General features: G+C 43.0%; 19 protein-coding genes and 1 other annotated feature. All 19 genes read right to left on the bottom strand.

Annotated elements, in window-relative coordinates:
* Nucleotides 1-13 precede the first annotated feature (13 nt).
* Complete coding sequence (gene rplW / locus ACP8HI_RS25915; protein WP_438348970.1) at nucleotides 14-307, bottom strand: 50S ribosomal protein L23; 294 nt, start codon at nucleotides 305-307, stop codon at nucleotides 14-16.
* Entirely contained in the window at nucleotides 307-930 is a 624-nt protein-coding gene (gene rplD / locus ACP8HI_RS25910; RefSeq protein WP_438348969.1) for a 50S ribosomal protein L4, read from the bottom strand. Before rplD ends, rplW begins: the two co-directional genes overlap by 1 nt.
* A 25-nt stretch (nucleotides 931-955) precedes the next feature.
* Nucleotides 956-1,579: a 50S ribosomal protein L3 gene (gene rplC / locus ACP8HI_RS25905; protein ID WP_438348968.1), complete on the bottom strand. Its 624-nt coding sequence runs from the start codon at nucleotides 1,577-1,579 to the stop codon at nucleotides 956-958.
* A 41-nt stretch (nucleotides 1,580-1,620) separates the two neighbouring features.
* Nucleotides 1,621-1,929, bottom strand: coding sequence for a 30S ribosomal protein S10 (gene rpsJ / locus ACP8HI_RS25900; protein WP_102715347.1), 309 nt, complete (start codon nucleotides 1,927-1,929; stop codon nucleotides 1,621-1,623).
* Nucleotides 1,930-2,232: 303 nt separating this feature from the next.
* Nucleotides 2,233-3,423, bottom strand: coding sequence for an elongation factor Tu (gene tuf, locus ACP8HI_RS25895; protein ID WP_438348967.1), 1,191 nt, complete (start codon nucleotides 3,421-3,423; stop codon nucleotides 2,233-2,235).
* A gap of 99 nt (nucleotides 3,424-3,522) precedes the next feature.
* On the bottom strand, nucleotides 3,523-5,601 hold the full coding sequence (fusA, locus tag ACP8HI_RS25890) for an elongation factor G (RefSeq protein WP_438348966.1): 2,079 nt from the start codon (nucleotides 5,599-5,601) through the stop codon (nucleotides 3,523-3,525).
* A 44-nt stretch (nucleotides 5,602-5,645) separates the two neighbouring features.
* Nucleotides 5,646-6,116, bottom strand: a complete 471-nt coding sequence (gene rpsG, locus ACP8HI_RS25885) for a 30S ribosomal protein S7 (RefSeq protein WP_438348965.1) — start codon at nucleotides 6,114-6,116, stop codon at nucleotides 5,646-5,648.
* A 45-nt stretch (nucleotides 6,117-6,161) separates the two neighbouring features.
* Nucleotides 6,162-6,581 (bottom strand): 30S ribosomal protein S12, encoded by a 420-nt coding sequence (rpsL, locus tag ACP8HI_RS25880; RefSeq protein WP_438348964.1) that lies wholly within the window; start codon nucleotides 6,579-6,581, stop codon nucleotides 6,162-6,164.
* Between the two features lie 141 nt (nucleotides 6,582-6,722).
* Nucleotides 6,723-6,974: a ribosomal L7Ae/L30e/S12e/Gadd45 family protein gene (locus ACP8HI_RS25875; RefSeq protein WP_438348963.1), complete on the bottom strand. Its 252-nt coding sequence runs from the start codon at nucleotides 6,972-6,974 to the stop codon at nucleotides 6,723-6,725.
* A gap of 169 nt (nucleotides 6,975-7,143) precedes the next feature.
* Entirely contained in the window at nucleotides 7,144-10,758 is a 3,615-nt protein-coding gene (gene rpoC / locus ACP8HI_RS25870) for a DNA-directed RNA polymerase subunit beta' (RefSeq protein WP_438348962.1), read from the bottom strand.
* A gap of 86 nt (nucleotides 10,759-10,844) precedes the next feature.
* Nucleotides 10,845-14,390: a DNA-directed RNA polymerase subunit beta gene (gene rpoB, locus ACP8HI_RS25865; RefSeq protein WP_438348961.1), complete on the bottom strand. Its 3,546-nt coding sequence runs from the start codon at nucleotides 14,388-14,390 to the stop codon at nucleotides 10,845-10,847.
* A gap of 335 nt (nucleotides 14,391-14,725) precedes the next feature.
* Nucleotides 14,726-15,340 (bottom strand): class I SAM-dependent methyltransferase, encoded by a 615-nt coding sequence (locus ACP8HI_RS25860; protein WP_438348960.1) that lies wholly within the window; start codon nucleotides 15,338-15,340, stop codon nucleotides 14,726-14,728.
* A gap of 111 nt (nucleotides 15,341-15,451) precedes the next feature.
* Nucleotides 15,452-15,811, bottom strand: a complete 360-nt coding sequence (gene rplL / locus ACP8HI_RS25855; RefSeq protein ID WP_438348959.1) for a 50S ribosomal protein L7/L12 — start codon at nucleotides 15,809-15,811, stop codon at nucleotides 15,452-15,454.
* A gap of 64 nt (nucleotides 15,812-15,875) precedes the next feature.
* Complete coding sequence (gene rplJ, locus ACP8HI_RS25850) at nucleotides 15,876-16,379, bottom strand: 50S ribosomal protein L10 (protein ID WP_438348958.1); 504 nt, start codon at nucleotides 16,377-16,379, stop codon at nucleotides 15,876-15,878.
* Between the two features lie 59 nt (nucleotides 16,380-16,438).
* Nucleotides 16,439-16,595 (bottom strand) — a sequence feature (ribosomal protein L10 leader region).
* A gap of 74 nt (nucleotides 16,596-16,669) precedes the next feature.
* Nucleotides 16,670-17,362: a 50S ribosomal protein L1 gene (gene rplA / locus ACP8HI_RS25845; RefSeq protein WP_438348957.1), complete on the bottom strand. Its 693-nt coding sequence runs from the start codon at nucleotides 17,360-17,362 to the stop codon at nucleotides 16,670-16,672.
* Between the two features lie 88 nt (nucleotides 17,363-17,450).
* Nucleotides 17,451-17,876 (bottom strand): 50S ribosomal protein L11, encoded by a 426-nt coding sequence (gene rplK / locus ACP8HI_RS25840; protein WP_438348956.1) that lies wholly within the window; start codon nucleotides 17,874-17,876, stop codon nucleotides 17,451-17,453.
* 68 nt (nucleotides 17,877-17,944) lie between these two features.
* Nucleotides 17,945-18,481 (bottom strand): transcription termination/antitermination protein NusG, encoded by a 537-nt coding sequence (nusG, locus tag ACP8HI_RS25835; RefSeq protein WP_438351998.1) that lies wholly within the window; start codon nucleotides 18,479-18,481, stop codon nucleotides 17,945-17,947.
* Between the two features lie 28 nt (nucleotides 18,482-18,509).
* Nucleotides 18,510-18,701, bottom strand: a complete 192-nt coding sequence (gene secE / locus ACP8HI_RS25830; protein ID WP_438348955.1) for a preprotein translocase subunit SecE — start codon at nucleotides 18,699-18,701, stop codon at nucleotides 18,510-18,512.
* Between the two features lie 27 nt (nucleotides 18,702-18,728).
* Entirely contained in the window at nucleotides 18,729-18,878 is a 150-nt protein-coding gene (gene rpmG / locus ACP8HI_RS25825; protein WP_082865682.1) for a 50S ribosomal protein L33, read from the bottom strand.
* Nucleotides 18,879-19,253: the final 375 nt, after the last annotated feature.

Raw genomic sequence — 19,253 nt, 5'->3', positions numbered from 1 at the left:
TTTAGCGATTTTATTACTCTACTGCTTCAAAAAATTCAAGCGGCTTACTATCTTTGCTAAGCGTTACAATAGCTTTCTTCCATTCTGATCTGTAACCAGAATATTTACCATAACGTTTAGGTTTTTGCGGAACACGCATCGTGTTAACATTTGTTACTTTAACCTTGAAAATAGCTTCAATAGCTTGTTTAATCTCGGTTTTATTAGCACGGAGTTCGACTTCAAAAGCGTATTTCAAGTCGCTCATATATTCGGCCGTACGTTCCGTAATAACCGGACGCTTAATCACATCGCGAGGATCCTTCATTACGCGAACACCTCCTCTACCTTCAGAACTGCTTCCTTCGTAATAATCAACTTGTCGTACAATAGTACGTCAAGGACATTAATGCCGTCCGCTGCTACAAACTTCACACCTGGAATGTTACGAGCGGACAGAGCCACTGTATCATCATAAGCAGGTGTTACAATCAGTGCTTTACGATCGACTTTCAAATTACTCAAAATTGCTGCAAATTCTTTCGTTTTTGGTGAACTCAACGTCAATGCGTCCAGAACAATAATATCATTACTGATCAATTTGGAAGACAACGCTGATTTAATTGCCAAACGACGAACCTTTTTAGGCAGTTTGAAAGTATAACTGCGTGGTGTTGGTCCAAATACTACACCGCCGCCCTTCCACTGAGGCGCACGAATTGTACCTTGACGTGCACGACCTGTACCTTTTTGTTTCCAAGGCTTACGTCCGCCGCCACGTACTTCAGAACGTCCTTTAACTTTGTGAGTACCACGACGTAACGAAGCTCTTTGTAGTAAGACAGCTTGATTCATAACATGTACATTCGGTTCGATACCGAATACAGTGTCACTCAATTCCACTTCTCCTACTTCACTTCCGCCGATATTAAAGAGGACTAATTTGGGCATTGTTGTTTCTCCTTTCTAGAGGTGATTATTTCTTCACCGTTTCTTTAATTTTCACATAGCTGTTTCTCGGACCCGGAATAGCACCTTTAATGAGAAGAACATTACGTTCTACATCCACTTTGATAACTTCCAGTCTTTGAACAGTAATAGTTGTATGCCCCATATGTCCTGCAAGCTTTTTACCTTTAGGAACACGGTTCGCTTGAATGGAACCCATGGAACCTGGTCTACGGTGATAACGCGATCCGTGAGACATTGGTCCGCGGCTTTGTCCCCAACGTTTAATTACACCTTGGAAACCTTTACCTTTAGAAGTACCTGTTACGTCAACAAATTCACCTACAGTGAATACATCAGCTTTCAATTCTTGACCCACTTCAACAGTTGTGGAGTCAATCCCGCGAATTTCGCGAACGTAGCGCTTAGGCGCAGTGTTTGCCTTTTTCGCATGACCTATTTCAGGTTTGATCGCGTTTCTTTCCTTTTTATCGGAAAAGCCTAGTTGAACTGCTTCATAGCCATCGTTCTCTAGGTCTTTCTTTTGCAAAACAACACAAGGTCCTGCTTCAATTACTGTTACAGGAATTACATTACCTTCAGGGGTAAATACTTGAGTCATCCCGAGTTTTCTTCCTAAGATACCTTTCATGTTGACACCTCTTTTCGTTTAAAAATTTTATTTCTTACATATTATAATTTTATTTCAATATCTACACCGGACGGTAGGTCCAAGCGCATTAAGGCATCCACAGTTTGTGGAGTCGGGTTCACAATGTCGATCAAACGCTTATGTGTGCGTTGCTCGAACTGTTCCCGCGAATCCTTATACTTGTGTACCGCACGGAGAACGGTAATGATTTGCTTCTCAGTTGGAAGTGGAATCGGCCCGGATACACTAGCTCCCGAACGTTTTGCAGTTTCAACAATCTTCTCAGCGGATTGATCCAGAATTCTGTGATCATAAGCCTTCAAACGAATACGAATTTTTTGTTTTGCCATTTTAGTCCCTCCTTTTATCGCCCAATTTGGTATCGGACATACTCAGCGAAAATTTTCTAACAACCGCTCCATGGCAAAGGGGCCTGGTGTGTCAGTAACCTCTCGCTTCATCGCAACGTCTCAGAACAACATTCATTATTATATATAATAGTTAGATATAATGCAAGTATTATCTCAAACATATCTAATAGAAAATGGAGGGTCTTATCCATTGAGGACAAGACCCTCTATTACATTGCGTTCACATCACATTGTTGCTCGTTACAGTACACTGTTACTTATGATTAAAGAACGAAGTCTTTTTTATTTAGTAATGCTTGCAACGGAACCCGCACCAACAGTACGTCCGCCTTCACGAATAGAGAACTTAGTTCCTTCTTCGATCGCAATTGGGTTGATCAATGTAACAGTAACAGTGATGTTATCACCAGGCATAACCATTTCAGTACCTTCTGGCAATGAGATAACTCCTGTTACGTCAGTTGTACGGAAGTAGAACTGTGGACGGTAACCAGTGAAGAAAGGTTTATGACGTCCTCCTTCTTCTTTTGACAACACGTAAATTTGTGCAGAGAATTCTGTGTGTGGCTTAACAGTACCTGGTTTAGCAAGTACTTGACCACGCTCGATTTGTGTGCGGTCAACACCACGAAGCAATGCTCCGATGTTGTCACCAGCTTGAGCGGAATCTAGCAATTTACGGAACATTTCTACTCCAGTAACGACTGATTTCTTAGACTCTTCAACAATACCGATAATTTCGATTTCTTCTCCAACTTTAACAGTACCACGTTCTACACGACCAGTAGCAACGGTACCACGACCAGTGATAGAGAATACATCTTCGATAGGCATCAAGAAAGGCTTATCAGTGTCACGAACTGGATCCGGAACATAGACGTCAATAACATTGAACATTTCAATGATTTTTTGAGCCCATTCTCCTTCTGGATTAGCTAATGCTTCACGTGCTGAACCCTTGAAAATTGGAGTATCGTCGCCTGGGAAATCATATTCATTCAACAGGTCACGCACTTCCATTTCAACCAATTCAAGAAGCTCTTCGTCTTCAACAACGTCACATTTGTTCAAAAATACAACGATGTAAGGAACACCAACTTGACGAGACAATAGGATATGCTCGCGAGTTTGTGGCATAGGTCCATCAGCTGCAGATACAACTAGAATAGCCCCGTCCATTTGAGCAGCTCCAGTGATCATGTTCTTAACATAGTCGGCGTGACCTGGGCAGTCAACGTGTGCATAGTGACGAGTAGGAGTTTCATACTCAACGTGAGATGTAGAGATTGTGATACCACGTTCGCGCTCTTCTGGAGCTTTATCGATTTGATCAAACGCTATAGCAGCACCCCCGTAAGTCTTGGACAATACAGTTGTGATTGCAGCAGTAAGAGTCGTTTTACCATGATCGACGTGACCAATAGTACCGATATTTACGTGTGTTTTATTACGTTCGAATTTAGCCTTTGCCATTTTAAATACATCCTCCTTCAATATATAAATTGTTTATGTTCATACAACGCAGAGCAAGGTAGTTACACCTTTAACTCTGTTCTGTATGGAAAACTTGGTTTATTCTTCACCTTTATGCTTTGCAGCAATTTCTTCGGAAATACTCTTCGGAACTTCTTCATAATGAGAAAGCTCCATTGAGAACACACCGCGTCCTTGCGTACCAGAGCGAAGTGTTGTCGAGTATCCGAACATTTCGGAAAGAGGAACCTTAGCACGAACAACTTGTGCTCCTGCACGTGCGTCCATACCTTCGATCCGTCCACGACGGGAACTCAGAAGACCCATTACATCACCCATGTACTCTTCCGGAACGGTAACTTCAACCTTCATGATTGGCTCAAGAAGAACTGGCTTACACTTATCTTTAGCAGCTTTCAGTGCCAAAGAACCAGCTACCTTAAACGCCATTTCATTGGAATCGACATCATGGTAAGAACCATCAACGATGGTTGCTTTAACATCCACAAGTGGGAAACCTGCAATGACACCATTCTTCATTCCTTCTTCAATTCCTGCAAGAGCTGGAGCGACATATTCTCTAGGAACAGATCCACCGACAACCTTGCTTTCGAATTGGTTACCAGTACCTGCTTCAAGTGGTTCGAATTCAACCCATACATGACCGTATTGACCACGACCACCGGATTGACGTACGAACTTACCTTCTACACGTGCTGGCGTACGGAATGTTTCACGATAAGCAACCTGTGGTTTACCCACATTGGTTTCGACTTTGAATTCACGACGCATACGCTCGATGATGATGTCTAGGTGAAGTTCACCCATCCCTGCCAGAATCGTTTGACCTGTCTCTTCATCTGTATGTGCACGTAATGTTGGATCCTCTTCAGTCAATTTACCGAGAGCTACACCCAATTTATCTTGGTCTGCTTTAGTTTTAGGTTCAACTGCAATAGAGATAACTGGATCCGGGAAGTCCATTGATTCTAGAATTACCGGGAATTTCTCATCACAAAGTGTATCCCCTGTGCTTGTATCTTTCAATCCTACAGCTGACGCGATATCTCCACAGTAAACTATAGAAATTTCTTGACGGCTGTTGGCATGCATTTGAAGGATACGTCCGATCCGTTCGCGTTTACCTTTTGTTGCATTCAGCACATATGATCCGGAATTCAATACACCGGAATATACACGGAAGAACGTAAGTTTACCCACGTAAGGGTCAGTCATAATTTTAAATGCAAGTGCTGAGAATGGCTCGCTATCATCAGAATGACGAACAGTTTCTGTACCATCATCCAAGTGACCTATAATAGAAGGGACATCGGTTGGTGCTGGAAGGTAATCAACAACGGCATCCATCATCAACTGAACTCCCTTGTTGCGATAAGAAGATCCACAGATAACTGGGAATATCTTCGTTTCAACAACACCTTTACGAAGTGCAGCTTTCAATTCAGGAATGGTGATTTCTTCACCCTCAAGAAACTTCATTGTCAAATCTTCGTCCAACTCTGCCACTTTTTCGACTAGTTCTGCACGAAGTTCATCAGCTTGAGCCTTATATTCTTCTGGTATTTCAACAACATCAATATTTTGACCAAGATCATCTTTATACATATGAGCTTTTTGCTCAATTAGGTCAATAATACCGATAAAGTTGTTTTCAGCACCAATAGGTAGTTGAATCGCTACCGCGTTCGCACGAAGACGATCACGCATAGCATCAATTACATTTAGAAACTCAGCACCAACAATATCCATCTTGTTCACGTATGCAATACGTGGTACACCATAACGGTCAGCCTGTCTCCATACGGTTTCGGACTGAGGCTCTACGCCCTCTTTTGCACTGAACACACCTACTGCCCCATCCAACACACGAAGAGACCGTTCAACTTCAACTGTGAAGTCAACGTGTCCCGGGGTATCAATGATATTGACGCGGTGACCTTTCCAAGAAGCGGTGGTAGCCGCGGAAGTAATCGTAATTCCGCGCTCTTGTTCTTGCTCCATCCAGTCCATAGTCGCAGCACCCTCGTGTGTTTCACCGATTTTGTGCGTTATGCCTGTGTAGAACAAGATTCGCTCCGTGGTAGTAGTTTTACCTGCGTCAATATGAGCCATGATCCCAATATTACGTGTATTATTCAAGGAGAACTCTCTTGCCATAAAAATAGTCTCCCTTCAATATATCATTTATTATAAAGCAGATTCTACCAACGATAGTGAGCAAACGCTTTGTTCGCTTCAGCCATTTTGTGTGTATCTTCGCGTTTCTTAACAGAAGCGCCTGTGTTGTTGGAAGCATCAATAATTTCTGCCGCCAAACGTTCTTCCATAGTCTTCTCACCGCGGTTGCGAGAGTAGTTCACGAGCCAACGTAGACCTAAAGCTGTACGTCTCTCAGGTTTCACTTCTAGTGGTACCTGGTAGGTAGAACCACCTACACGACGAGCTTTAACTTCTAGAACTGGCATGATATTCTTGATAGCAGCTTCAAACACTTCCATCGGATCTTTCTCCGTACGTTCTTGAATAAGCTTGAACGCATTGTATAGAATTGTTGCAGCAGTACCTCTCTTACCGTCCATCATGATGCGGTTGATTAGACGTGTAACTAATTTACTGTTATACAACGGATCTGGTAATACGTCTCTTTTAGTAACTGGACCCTTGCGTGGCATGGAAATCCCCCTTTCTCAAATCATCGAACCCTTGAGGATTCACTATTATTTTTTGACCTTCGGACGTTTCGTACCGTACTTGGAACGAGCTTGCATCCGGTTGTTAACACCTGCAGTATCAAGTGCACCGCGAACGATGTGATAACGTACTCCTGCAAGATCCTTCACTTTTCCTCCACGAACCAATACGACACTGTGCTCTTGCAAGTTGTGTCCGATTCCTGGAATATAAGCAGTCACCTCTATGCGATTCGTCAAACGAACACGGGCATATTTACGAAGTGCGGAGTTTGGTTTACGTGGAGTCATTGTACCTACACGCGTGCAAACGCCACGTTTTTGTGGAGCGTTCAATCCAGTCTCTTCACGCTTCAATGCGTTATACCCTTTATGCAATGCTGGGGATTTAGACTTGTAAATCTTAGATTGACGTCCTTTACGAACTAGCTGATTAATTGTTGGCATTTTGTTGCCACCCCCTTCCCATATTAATGTCCCTTTATAACCTTATCCCAAGTCCACAGAGCCAGGCGGTTCATAAAAAGACAAATGAAAAGTTCTTGCTGAAAGAATGTTTCTCTTTCTATACAAAAACGTCTCTCAAAACTATTGTTTAATGACGGCAGCCATTGCTGCACCCACTTCAATGCTGCATGCTTCGCCCAATTCAACCATGGTATCCACATACGTTATGTTCACACTATGCTTCTCGCACAGCGCTACAATCTTTGAAATAAGCCGTTGATCCGCATCTAATGCCACATAAACATCTGTAGCTTGGCCCAACTCCACAGCTCTTGTGGTTTGTTTAGTGCCGATCCGAACATGAAGATCCTGCAATCCTTTATCATTAGACATCTTTTACGATTCCTCCAAAAGAACAGGCATGACGCAACTACTCGTGCACCTATGATATATTAGCACCCAATATTAATGATGTCAAGAAGTTTCTTGAATCTTTGTTTATAATAGTTGGTGCATTGAAGCCATGTACTTTACATCATGACTTCAATGCAACCCACTAAGTTTATTCTACGGTAACAGGTTCCGTTGCCGCTTTATCTTTCTTAACCCCTTCTGGATCAGCATATGTCACACTACGGTAACGATTCATACCTGTACCCGCAGGTATTAACTTACCGATAATAACATTTTCTTTCAAGCCGAGAAGCTTATCGACTTTACCCTTGATAGCGGCATCTGTCAATACGCGAGTCGTCTCTTGGAAAGATGCAGCCGACAAGAATGAATCGGTCTCCAGAGAAGCTTTTGTGATTCCAAGAAGGACTGGTTTAGCCACTGCTGGTTCTTTACCAGATAGAATAGCCACTTTATTAGCTGCTTCATATTCATGAATATCCGAGAATGCACCTGGAAGAAGTGTAGTCTCTCCAGCATCAACAATTCGAATCTTCCGAAGCATCTGCTTAATCATAACCTCAATGTGTTTATCATTAATTTCTACACCTTGGTTACGATATACGCGTTGTACTTCTTGTAGAATGTAGTTCTGTACGCCACGAATACCTTTGATCCGCAAGATTTCTTTCGGGTCAATCGAACCATCCGTCAACTCGTCACCAGCTTCGATCTCTTGCCCTTCGCTAACGCGAAGACGAGAGCCGTAAGTAACCAGGTACGTTTTTGTCTCAGCTTCACCCTGAATTTCAATCTCACGACGATCTTTGGTTTCCCGAATTTCTTTAACAACACCATCAATTTCACTGATTGTTGCTTGACCTTTCGGATTCCGTGCTTCAAAGAGCTCTTGAATACGCGGCAAACCTTGTGTAATATCGTCTCCGGCAACACCACCGGTATGGAATGTACGCATCGTAAGCTGAGTTCCTGGCTCACCGATAGATTGTGCCGCGATAATACCAACCGCTTCACCAATCTCAACGTGTTTACCAGTAGCTAGATTCCGTCCGTAACAAGTCTTACATACGCCATGACGAGCACGACAGCTGAGAACAGAACGAATTTGAAGTTTCTCAACGCCAGCTTCGACAATTGCACTCGCTTTATCAGAGTCGATCAGTTCATTACGCTTAACAATAATATTACCTGTCTCTGGATGGCGAACGGTCTCGAAGCAATAACGTCCTTCAATACGGTCATAAAGATCCTCAATAACTTCTTTACCATCTTGAATCTTAGCAACGCTAAATCCTTTATCCGTGCCGCAATCCTCTTCGCGCACAATGACATCTTGTGCTACGTCAACGAGACGACGTGTTAGATAACCTGAATCGGCTGTACGCAGTGCAGTATCGGCAAGACCTTTACGCGCTCCGTGAGTAGATAGGAAGTACTCTAGTACAGTCAATCCTTCACGGAAGTTCGATTTAATTGGAAGCTCTATGATACGTCCTGATGGGTTGGCCATCAGACCCCGCATACCACCCAACTGCGTGATTTGCGATTTGTTACCACGGGCTTTAGAGTCAACCATCAACATAATATTGTTATAACGATCCATCGATTTCATGAGCACATCTGTAATCTCATCTTTCGTCTTGGACCAAATATCAATAACTCTGTCATATCGCTCTTCATTTGTAATCAAGCCACGACGATACTGGTTCGTAACAACAGCAACCTTCGCATCAGATTCGCGAAGAATCCCGTCCTTCTCTTCAGGAACTATAACGTCAGACACAGAAACGGTAATTCCCGCACGTGTAGAATACGTAAACCCAAGTTCCTTAATGTCATCCAAAATAATCGATGTTTCCGTTGTATGGTACGTCTCGAAACAACGAGCGATGATCTCCCCTAGATATTCTTTACCTACTGCCGAAGCTATTGGAAGATCCATCATTAGCTTACGAATATCCGCACCCTTATCATACACGAAGTATTGTTCAGGAGTCCCTTGGAACAAGTTCTCACGTGTGGCTTCGTTGATGTAGGGGAAACTACTTGGATAGATCTCATTGAAAATAATTTTACCGATCGTTGTCAACAACATTGCACCTTGCTGCTTCTCTGTAAAGTTGATCTTACCTAGAGCTTTAACAGGAATCGCTACACGTGCATGTAGACCAGCTATGCCCCGTTGGTATGCAGATACAGCTTCGTTTACAGTTCTCAGTATCAACCCAGTACCTTTTTCCTCTTTGTTATCCATCGTGAGGTAGTAGGTTCCTAGAACCATATCCTGTGAAGGTGTAACGACTGGTTTACCATCTTTCGGATTCAGTATGTTACCTGATGCTAACATAAGAATACGTGCTTCCGCCTGAGCTTCAGCAGACAATGGAACGTGAACAGCCATTTGGTCACCATCAAAGTCGGCATTGTAAGCCGTACATACGAGTGGATGAAGTCGAATAGCATGACCTTCAACTAAGATCGGTTCAAACGCTTGAATTCCCAATCGGTGAAGCGTAGGAGCACGGTTCAGTAACACTGGATGCTCTTTAATAACTTCTTCGAGTACATCCCATACTTCTGGGCTTACGCGTTCAACTTTGCGTTTGGCACTCTTAATGTTATGAGCAAGACCTTTATTAACCAATTCCTTCATTACGAAAGGCTTGAACAGTTCCAACGCCATTTTCTTAGGAAGACCACATTGGTACATCTTCAGATACGGACCTACGACGATAACGGAACGACCAGAATAGTCAACACGTTTACCTAGTAAGTTCTGGCGGAAACGTCCTTGCTTACCTTTAAGCATGTGGCTTAGAGATTTCAATGGACGATTACCAGGACCTGTAACTGGGCGACCACGACGGCCATTATCAATTAGAGCATCTACAGCTTCTTGAAGCATACGTTTCTCGTTCTGAACGATAATGTCAGGTGCTCCGAGATCAAGTAGACGCTTCAACCGATTGTTACGGTTAATAACACGGCGATATAAGTCGTTCAGATCAGACGTTGCGAAACGTCCGCCGTCCAACTGTACCATCGGACGAAGCTCAGGAGGAATAACCGGCAGCACATCCATGACCATCCACTCTGGCTTATTCCCAGAGTTACGGAATGCTTCAATGACTTCAAGGCGCTTAATCGCACGATTACGACGTTGGCCTTGTGCTGTGCGCAGTTCTTCTTTCAGGAACACTAATTCTTTATCCACTTCAATATCCTGCAGAAGTCTTTTGACAGCTTCCGCACCCATGCCAGCATGGAATCCGTAACCATATTTTTCACGATAGCTACGATATTCTTTCTCAGACAAGAGTTGTTTTTTCTCCAGTGGAGTTTCACCAGGATCTGTTACAACATATGATGCGAAGTATATGATCTCTTCAAGTGATCTTGGTGACATGTCCAAAGCTAGACCCATCCGGCTTGGAATTCCCTTGAAATACCAGATATGAGATACAGGAGCAGCAAGTTCGATATGTCCCATACGTTCGCGACGCACTTTCGCCCGTGTGACTTCAACGCCACAACGATCACATACAACGCCTTTATAACGGACACGCTTGTACTTACCACAGTGACATTCCCAGTCTTTCGTTGGGCCAAAGATCTTTTCACAGAATAGGCCTTCTTTTTCCGGTTTAAGCGTACGATAGTTAATCGTTTCCGGTTTTTTAACTTCTCCGCGGGACCATGATCGAATCTTCTCGGGAGAAGCAAGCCCGATTTTCATGTATTCAAAATTATTAACGTCCAACAAGGAGCAACCCTCCTTAATCTAGTACTAAATTATTAAACAACGTGAGTCGGGCAGTAAGGCAAGCCCAACCGCCGATCACATTTCTTTTATTCCCGTCCGACTTCTGCGCTTTCCAAGTTGAGGCTCAGCTTATCGCCCGATACCTCATCTTCGTCATCGAGTTCTTTCATCTCGATTTCTTGTTCATCACCACTAAGAATCTTAACATCCATACCAAGGGATTGAAGTTCTTTAATTAGAACCTTAAATGACTCTGGAACACCTGGTTCCGGTACATTCTCACCTTTGACGATGGATTCGTACGTTTTCACCCGGCCAACAACATCATCGGATTTAACCGTTAATATTTCTTGCAGTGTATAAGCGGCACCGTAAGCTTCCAATGCCCACACTTCCATCTCTCCGAAACGTTGACCACCGAACTGAGCTTTACCACCCAGCGGCTGCTGTGTAACGAGAGAGTAAGGACCTGTAGAACGAGCATGGATTTTATCATCAACCATATGTGCTAACTTGATCATATGCATGACGCCTACAGTAACTTCACGTTCAAACAAGTCACCCGTACGTCCATCATACAATCTCGTCTTACCATTACGTTGCATACCTGATTCTTCCATTGTATCGAACACATCTTCTTCATTCGCACCATCAAATACCGGCGTTGCCACATGGATACCAAGGCGCATTGCCGCCATACCAATGTGTACCTCAAGGATCTGACCGATGTTCATACGAGACGGAACCCCCAACGGATTCAGTACAACTTGAACTGGTGTACCATCTGGAAGGAACGGCATATCTTCTTCAGGCAAAATACGAGCTACAACACCTTTGTTACCGTGGCGCCCTGCCATTTTGTCACCTTCAGAAATTTTACGTTTCTGCGCAATATACACACGAACCATTTGATTAACACCTGGAGGCAATTCATCGCCGTTCTCACGGGTGAACACCTTCACGTCCACGATAATACCATCACTACCATGCGGAACACGTAGAGAGGTATCACGCACTTCACGAGCCTTCTCACCAAAGATAGCATGAAGTAGACGTTCTTCAGCAGTCAACTCCGTCACACCCTTCGGTGTAACTTTACCAACTAGGATGTCTCCAGCGCTGATCTCCGCACCAATGCGGATAATACCTCGCTCATCCAAATTCCGAAGCGCATCTTCCCCAACGTTAGGGATATCACGCGTGATTTCTTCAGGTCCCAGCTTCGTATCACGAGCTTCGGACTCATATTCTTCAATATGAATTGAAGTATATACGTCTTCTTTAACCATCTTCTCACTTAGAAGGATGGCATCCTCGTAGTTGTAACCCTCCCATGTCATGAATGCAACCACTACGTTACGTCCAAGAGCAAGTTCGCCCATTTCCGTAGATGGTCCGTCTGCAAGGATGTCCCCTTTTTTCACAACATCTCCTCTGTTAACGATTGGACGTTGGTTAATACAGGTTCCTTGATTCGAACGCATAAATTTATGGAGTTTATGTTTCTCGATATCACCCTTCACTTCATTGCCGTCTACAACCTCAACACGGCGCACCCAAATCTCATTGGCAGAAGATCGTTCAATAATACCGTCATACTTGGATACAATACATACACCAGAATCTTTCGCTGCTTTATGTTCCATCCCTGTACCAACCAATGGCGCCTTAGGAATTAGAAGCGGCACCGCTTGGCGCTGCATGTTAGATCCCATCAACGCACGGTTGGAGTCATCGTTCTCAAGGAACGGAATCAGTGCAGTAGCGACCGATACCACTTGCTTAGGAGATACATCCATATAATCGACACGATCACTTGGCATCGTTAGGATATTGTCCGCTTGTTTGTTATAACGTACGATAACAGTATCATCCCGAAACTTACTATCTTCTGTCAATATAGCGTTCGCCTGAGCGACAATGTAGTTATCTTCTTCATCAGCAGTAAGATAATCGATATGTTCCGTAACAATACCTGTCTTTGGATCTACCCAACGATATGGCGCTTCAATAAAACCATATTCATTAACACGGGCAAATGTAGACAATGAGTTAATCAACCCGATATTCGGACCTTCCGGTGTTTCGATTGGACACATCCGGCCATAATGACTCGGATGGACGTCACGAACTTCAAAACCAGCACGTTCACGAGTCAGACCCCCGGGTCCCAAAGCGGATAGACGACGTTTATGCGTCAATTCACCAAGTGGGTTGGTTTGGTCCATAAATTGTGACAACTGTGAACTACCGAAGAATTCCTTAATAGATGCAATAACAGGTCGAATGTTAATCAACGCTTGTGGCGTAATAACGTTCGCATCCTGAATAGACATTCTTTCACGAACAACACGTTCCATTCTTGAAAGTCCTATGCGGAATTGATTCTGAAGCAACTCACCAACAGAACGCAAACGACGGTTACCTAAGTGGTCAATGTCATCTGTATTCCCTACACCTTGAAGCAAGTCAAGGAAGTAGCTGATGGATGAAATAATATCAGCCGGTGTAATATTCTTAACTGATTTATCAATATTAGCATTACCAATCACTTTGATAACCTTACCCTCTTCAATAGGAGAAAAGACATCGATGCTTTGAAGTGGAACTTCACCCGCATCAAGTGCGCCGTTAGCTACATGATAAGTCTTAAGGCCAACGCCTTTTTCCAAGTAAGGAATCAATTCATCCAACAAGCGGCGGTCTACCATTTGACCAGATTCAGCTAAGATTTCTCCTGTTTCCGGATCAACTAGATTCTGCGCCAATTTTTGATTGAACAAGCGATTCTTAATGTGTAGTTTTTTATTAATTTTGTAACGACCTACATTAGCTAGATCATAACGTTTCGGATCAAAGAACCGAGCTACCAATAGACTCTTTGCATTATCAAGAGTAGGAGGCTCACCCGGACGAAGACGTTCGTAAATTTCTATGAGCGCTTTCTCCGTTGAATCCGTGTTATCTTTGTCCAGTGTATTACGGATATATGGATCGTCACCTATCAAATCTAAAATTTCAGCATCACTACCAAAGCCTAGTGCGCGAAGTAGAACTGTTACTGGTATTTTACGAGTACGATCAATACGGACATACATAATGTCCTTCGCATCTGTTTCCAGTTCAAGCCATGCTCCACGGTTAGGGATCACAGTTGCTGTGTAATTCCTTTTACCATTCTTGTCGATTTTGGTGCTAAAATAGACGCTAGGAGAGCGTACCAACTGACTGACAATTACCCGTTCTGCACCGTTGATAATAAATGTACCAGTCTCCGTCATCAATGGGAAGTCGCCCATGAACACTTCTTGTTCCTTGACTTCTCCTGTTTCCCTATTAATGAGTCTTACCTTAACGCGTAGCGGAGCCGCATACGTAACGTCACGCTCTTTAGCGTCGTCCATGTTATATTTAGGCTCACCAAGGCTGTAGTCTATAAACTCCAGAACCAAATTACCTGTGAAATCTTGGATCGGCGAAATATCGTGAAACATCTCCCGTAATCCTTCCTCCAGAAACCAATCATAAGATTTCTCTTGGATTTCAATCAGGTTCGGAATTTCGAGTACTTCGTTAATTCGTGCATAACTTCGCCGAGTGCGTCGACCATACTGAACAAGATGTCCCGCCAACTTTAACTCACCCCTCATGTCTACTCACTTTAAAAATACATTGCGAACCTCTGTTTGGACATTTATAATGAAACCATACAGAGGAACTCCCACAAATGAAGAAAAGCCCTTACCCGAAATCTTCCGAACAAGGAGCACCTTCCAGTGGGTCTTTCATCACACAGACCTCAAACTCAATAGACTAGCTCTACATCCACATACCACACTTAGATATATATTGTCTATGTTATTTAACTAACATAGGCCAACATATTTGAGCAAACTAAAGACAAGAAGCCTATCCTAATACTGACATTCCACAATAGTATCACATCTGAAATGTTAAGTCAATAGTCTTATTGCGGATTATTCCAAGGTTTTACGGCCTTGAATATACGATATCCTTTTTCCTTCGTCACTTCTTGCACTTCTCCGAAACACTTTTCTAACTTTTCCTTTGCGGATGGAGCTCCCTGCTTCTTCTGAATAACGATCCACAGCGCTCCACCTTCTCGCAAATGATCATACGCCTGCTCAAATATAGCATGAACCGTTTCCTTACCCGCACGAATTGGAGGATTACTTAGAATAACATCGAAGCTTCTCCCTTTCACTGCTGCGAACAAATCACTTTCCATGATAGAGACATTCGTAATCCCGTTCAGTTGAGCGTTCTCTTTAGCTAGTTCGATCGCTCTAGTATTGAGATCTAGCATGGTCACATGTCCATTCTCTACTAACCGTGCCGCCGTAAGTCCAATCGGGCCATAACCACATCCCACATCAAGTACCTCAGCTCCAACCGGCAAGTCCATGGCTTCAATCAATACTTTACTACCGAAATCTACACCTTTTTTCGAGAACACTCCAGCATCACTTATAAATCGATAGTTCAGCCCTCTTAATTGCTCATCAATTGTCCTGCGATCATGCTCCGATTCCGGTTGGTTCGAATAATAATGCTGTGGCATGCTAATCCTCCGAATCTTTAATTAGAAACAAACCCCTTGAACTAAATTCAAGGGGTTTATTTCTTTGAAATATGTGTAAGCATTGCTGCTCACAGAAATTAGTAATAGATATTATTTCACTTCTACAGAAGCGCCTACTTCTACCAATTTCGCTTGTACAGCTTCTGCTTCTTCTTTAGATACTTTTTCTTTCAATGCTTTTGGAGCGTTATCTACCAAGTCTTTTGCTTCTTTCAAGCCAAGACCAGTGATTTCGCGAACTGCTTTGATTACGTTAATCTTAGAAGCGCCAGCGCCAGTCAAGATTACGTCAAATTCAGATTGCTCTTCAGCAACTGCTGCAACAGCACCTGCTGCAGCTACTGGAGCTGCTGCTGTTACTCCGAATTCTTCTTCGATTGCTTTAACAAGGTCGTTCAATTCCAATACGGACATACCTTTAATAGCTTCTAAAATTTGTTCATTAGTCATGGTGGAACCTCCATTTTATATTAAAATATTTTGTTTATTACGGAATCTACGAGGATCAAAGTGCTTACGCGCTTTGATCTTCTTTTTCAGCAACAGCTTTAACAACAAGTGCGAAGTTACGCACAGGCGCTTGTAATACGCTGAGAAGCATGGAAAGAAGTCCATCGCGAGAAGGAAGTTCAGCCAACGCTTTAATTTGATCAACGCTTACGACTTTACCTTCAACTACGCCACCCTTTAATTCCAATGCAACATTCTTCTTAGCAAAATCGTTAAGAATTTTTGCAGGCGCTACAACATCTTCTCCACCAAACACTACAACAGTTGGACCAACTAGAACCTCATCCAATTCTGTAAGTTCAGTAGCAGCAGTCGCACGACGCAACAAAGAGTTTTTCAATACTGTCATTTCAATACCCGCTTCACGAAGTTGCTTACGCAATTCAGTGATTTGAGTAACGTTCAATCCGCGATAGTCTGCAACAACCGTTGTTACACTTTTGCGTAACTTTGTTGTAACGATATCAACCGCATCTTGTTTAGCTTGAATAGTTTTTGCATTTGCCATTCTCTACACCTCCTGATCGATTACTATGCAGCAGTATTTCATACCACTGACTACTCTACTTAGGCATTTAAAAAGCCTCCGCAGAATCTACGAAGGCCTGATGAATCATCATTTGCAAGGACTTTCGTCCAACCATTACTGACGTTCTATCACAACACCTCGGTAGGAAATTATGCCACAGGCACCTACTGTCTACGGTAAGCATATTCAACTTTATAATTTAGCACCAAGTCATTCACAACAACTTTTACATATTATCAAATTACATTGAACAAGTCAATATAATAATCTTATTTGTAAGAAGCTGCGCTCACACGTGCACTTGGACCCATCGTCGAGGAAATAGCAATCCCCTTCAGATACACACCTTTAGCAGATGCTGGTTTTGCACGGTTCAACGCTTCAATCAATGAACTAAGGTTCTCATTCAACTGTTCTTCAGTGAATGAAGCCTTACCGATTGGCGCGTGAATTTGACCTGCTTTATCAAGGCGATATTCGATCTTACCGGCTTTAATTTCTTGAACAGCCTTAGCAACATCAAAAGTAACTGTGCCAGCTTTAGGGTTAGGCATTAGACCTTTACCACCAAGCAGACGACCCAGTTTACCAACCTCACTCATCATGTCAGGTGTAGCTACGCAGACATCGAAATCGAACCAGCCTTGTTGAATTTTGTTGATCATATCAAGATCACCAACAAAATCTGCGCCAGCCGCTTCCGCTTCCTTCGCTTTTTCACCTTTTGCAAATACCAATACGCGTTGCGTTTTACCTGTACCGTGAGGCAAGACAACTACACCACGAACGGCTTGGTCTTGTTTACGAGGGTCTACACCCAAACGAACAGCTGCTTCAACAGTTTCGTCAAATTTAGCAGTCGCTACCTTTTTCACCAATGCTACGGCTTCTGAAGGCTCATATACTGTTTCGCTATTAATTAGCTTAGCAGCTTCTTGATATTTCTTACCATGTTTAGCCATGAAATGTTCCTCCTTTGTGGTTTTAGCGGAAATTCCTCCCACATATGCTGGTCATATTCAGACCTGCGTGTCGTAGAAAAACCTAAAACTATTCTTCGATTGTGATACCCATACTACGGGCAGTACCTTCAACCATACGCATAGCAGCCTCAACGGATGCAGCATTAAGGTCAGGCATTTTTTGCTCAGCAATTTCACGTACTACTGCACGATTAACTGTAGCAACCTTCTTCTTGTTCGGTTCGCCAGAACCCTTCTCGATCTTTGCAGCTACGCGAAGTAGAACTGCAGCAGGAGGAGTCTTGGTGATGAATGTAAAGGAACGATCTTCGAACACCGAAATCTCTACTGGAATAATCAATCCAGCTTGATCTGCTGTACGAGCATTGAACTCTTTACAGAATGCCATAATGTTGACACCTGCTTGACCCAATGCTGGACCTACCGGTGGTGCCGGATTCGCTTTACCTGCAGGAATTTGCAGTTTTACAATTTTGATTACCTTTTTTGCCATGTAAAACACCTCCTTGACTCAATAGTGGTTAAGCGGACATCGCTGCCCTCCCACAAGAAACCTAAAGATTAATCAATCTTCTCCACTTGGTCGAAATCCAACTCAACTGGGGTTTCCCGTCCAAACATATTAACGTGTACCTTGACCTTACTCTTGTCTACCAAAATTTCTTCCACGGAGCCAACAAAATTCGCAAAAGGACCGACTTTAATTTTAACGGATTCCTTAAGCTCAAATTGGACAAGGGGTTTCGGTTCATTCATTCCCATATGTTTGAGAATCTGCTCCATTTCTTCTGGAAGCAGGGCTGTAGGTTTAGAACCCGAGCCTGTTGAACCAACGAAACCTGTCACTCCTGGTGTGTTGCGAACAACATACCAAGAATCATCAGTCTGGATCATTTCGACAATGACATATCCGGGGTAAACTTTACGCATGACAGTTTTAATCTTACCGTCTTTGTTTACAATCTCTTCTTCCATCGGAACAAGAACACGGAATATCTTATCTTCCATACCCATTGACTCTACGCGTTTTTCCAAATTGGCTTTCACCTTATTCTCATACCCTGAATAAGTATGAACAACATACCAGCTTTTTTCCATATCCATATCAAGCCACCTGGGACCCTTCTTAAATAATCGCTTCGATCACAGCGGAAATACCGATGTCGAGCACCCAAAAATAAATCGTGACAAACGTAACCGTACCAATAACTATAAGAGTATAGTTCGTCAGTTCTTTACGATTAGGCCAGCGAACCTTTTTAAGTTCAGCCCAGCTCTCAGAGAAAAAGGAAAAAATTGACTTGAAGTTGCGTTTCACGCCGACTACACCTCCAATAAGACTATCTTATCTGGTTTCGCGATGAGGAGTTTGCTCGTTACAATACTTACAAAACTTCTTCATCTCCATGCGGTCGGGGTGATTCCGCTTGTTCTTCGTGGTTGCGTAGTTTCTTTGTTTGCAATTTGTACAAGCCAAAGTGATAATTACCCGCATGATGTGCACCTCCCGTAGATGTCTCCCTTAAGAAGACTCTATATTGATCCCAATTAGAAACAGTTTCACTTCCATCGCTGAAAGAAAAAGCCGTTTCTGCGAGATGAATAAGAAAGAATACAAGATGACTTTTGCTCTCTTATTCATTAAAACCACGCGAATTTTAGGCTTACCTAAATCACTCTATCACATGGCTCATATCATGTCAACGAAAGATTGGCCTCATTCATAACCACATATTCCCACTTTAGAGGTTGCTCAAAAAACCCACTTTTTGAACTCTCGCTACTAGAAATCGTCACAATCCTATTCTCTCTACATCAAGAGCCGCCCGCAATCATGTACTAGTATCGTCATTCTTGCAGGGTCTAAACA

The organism is Paenibacillus sp. FA6 (genome assembly GCF_051550225.1).
In the GTDB taxonomy this organism is placed as follows: Bacteria; Bacillota; Bacilli; order Paenibacillales; family Paenibacillaceae; genus Paenibacillus_AQ.
The sequence above is the reverse complement of the archived record's forward strand: the minus strand, read 5'-3'. Positions and strand labels throughout refer to the sequence as shown.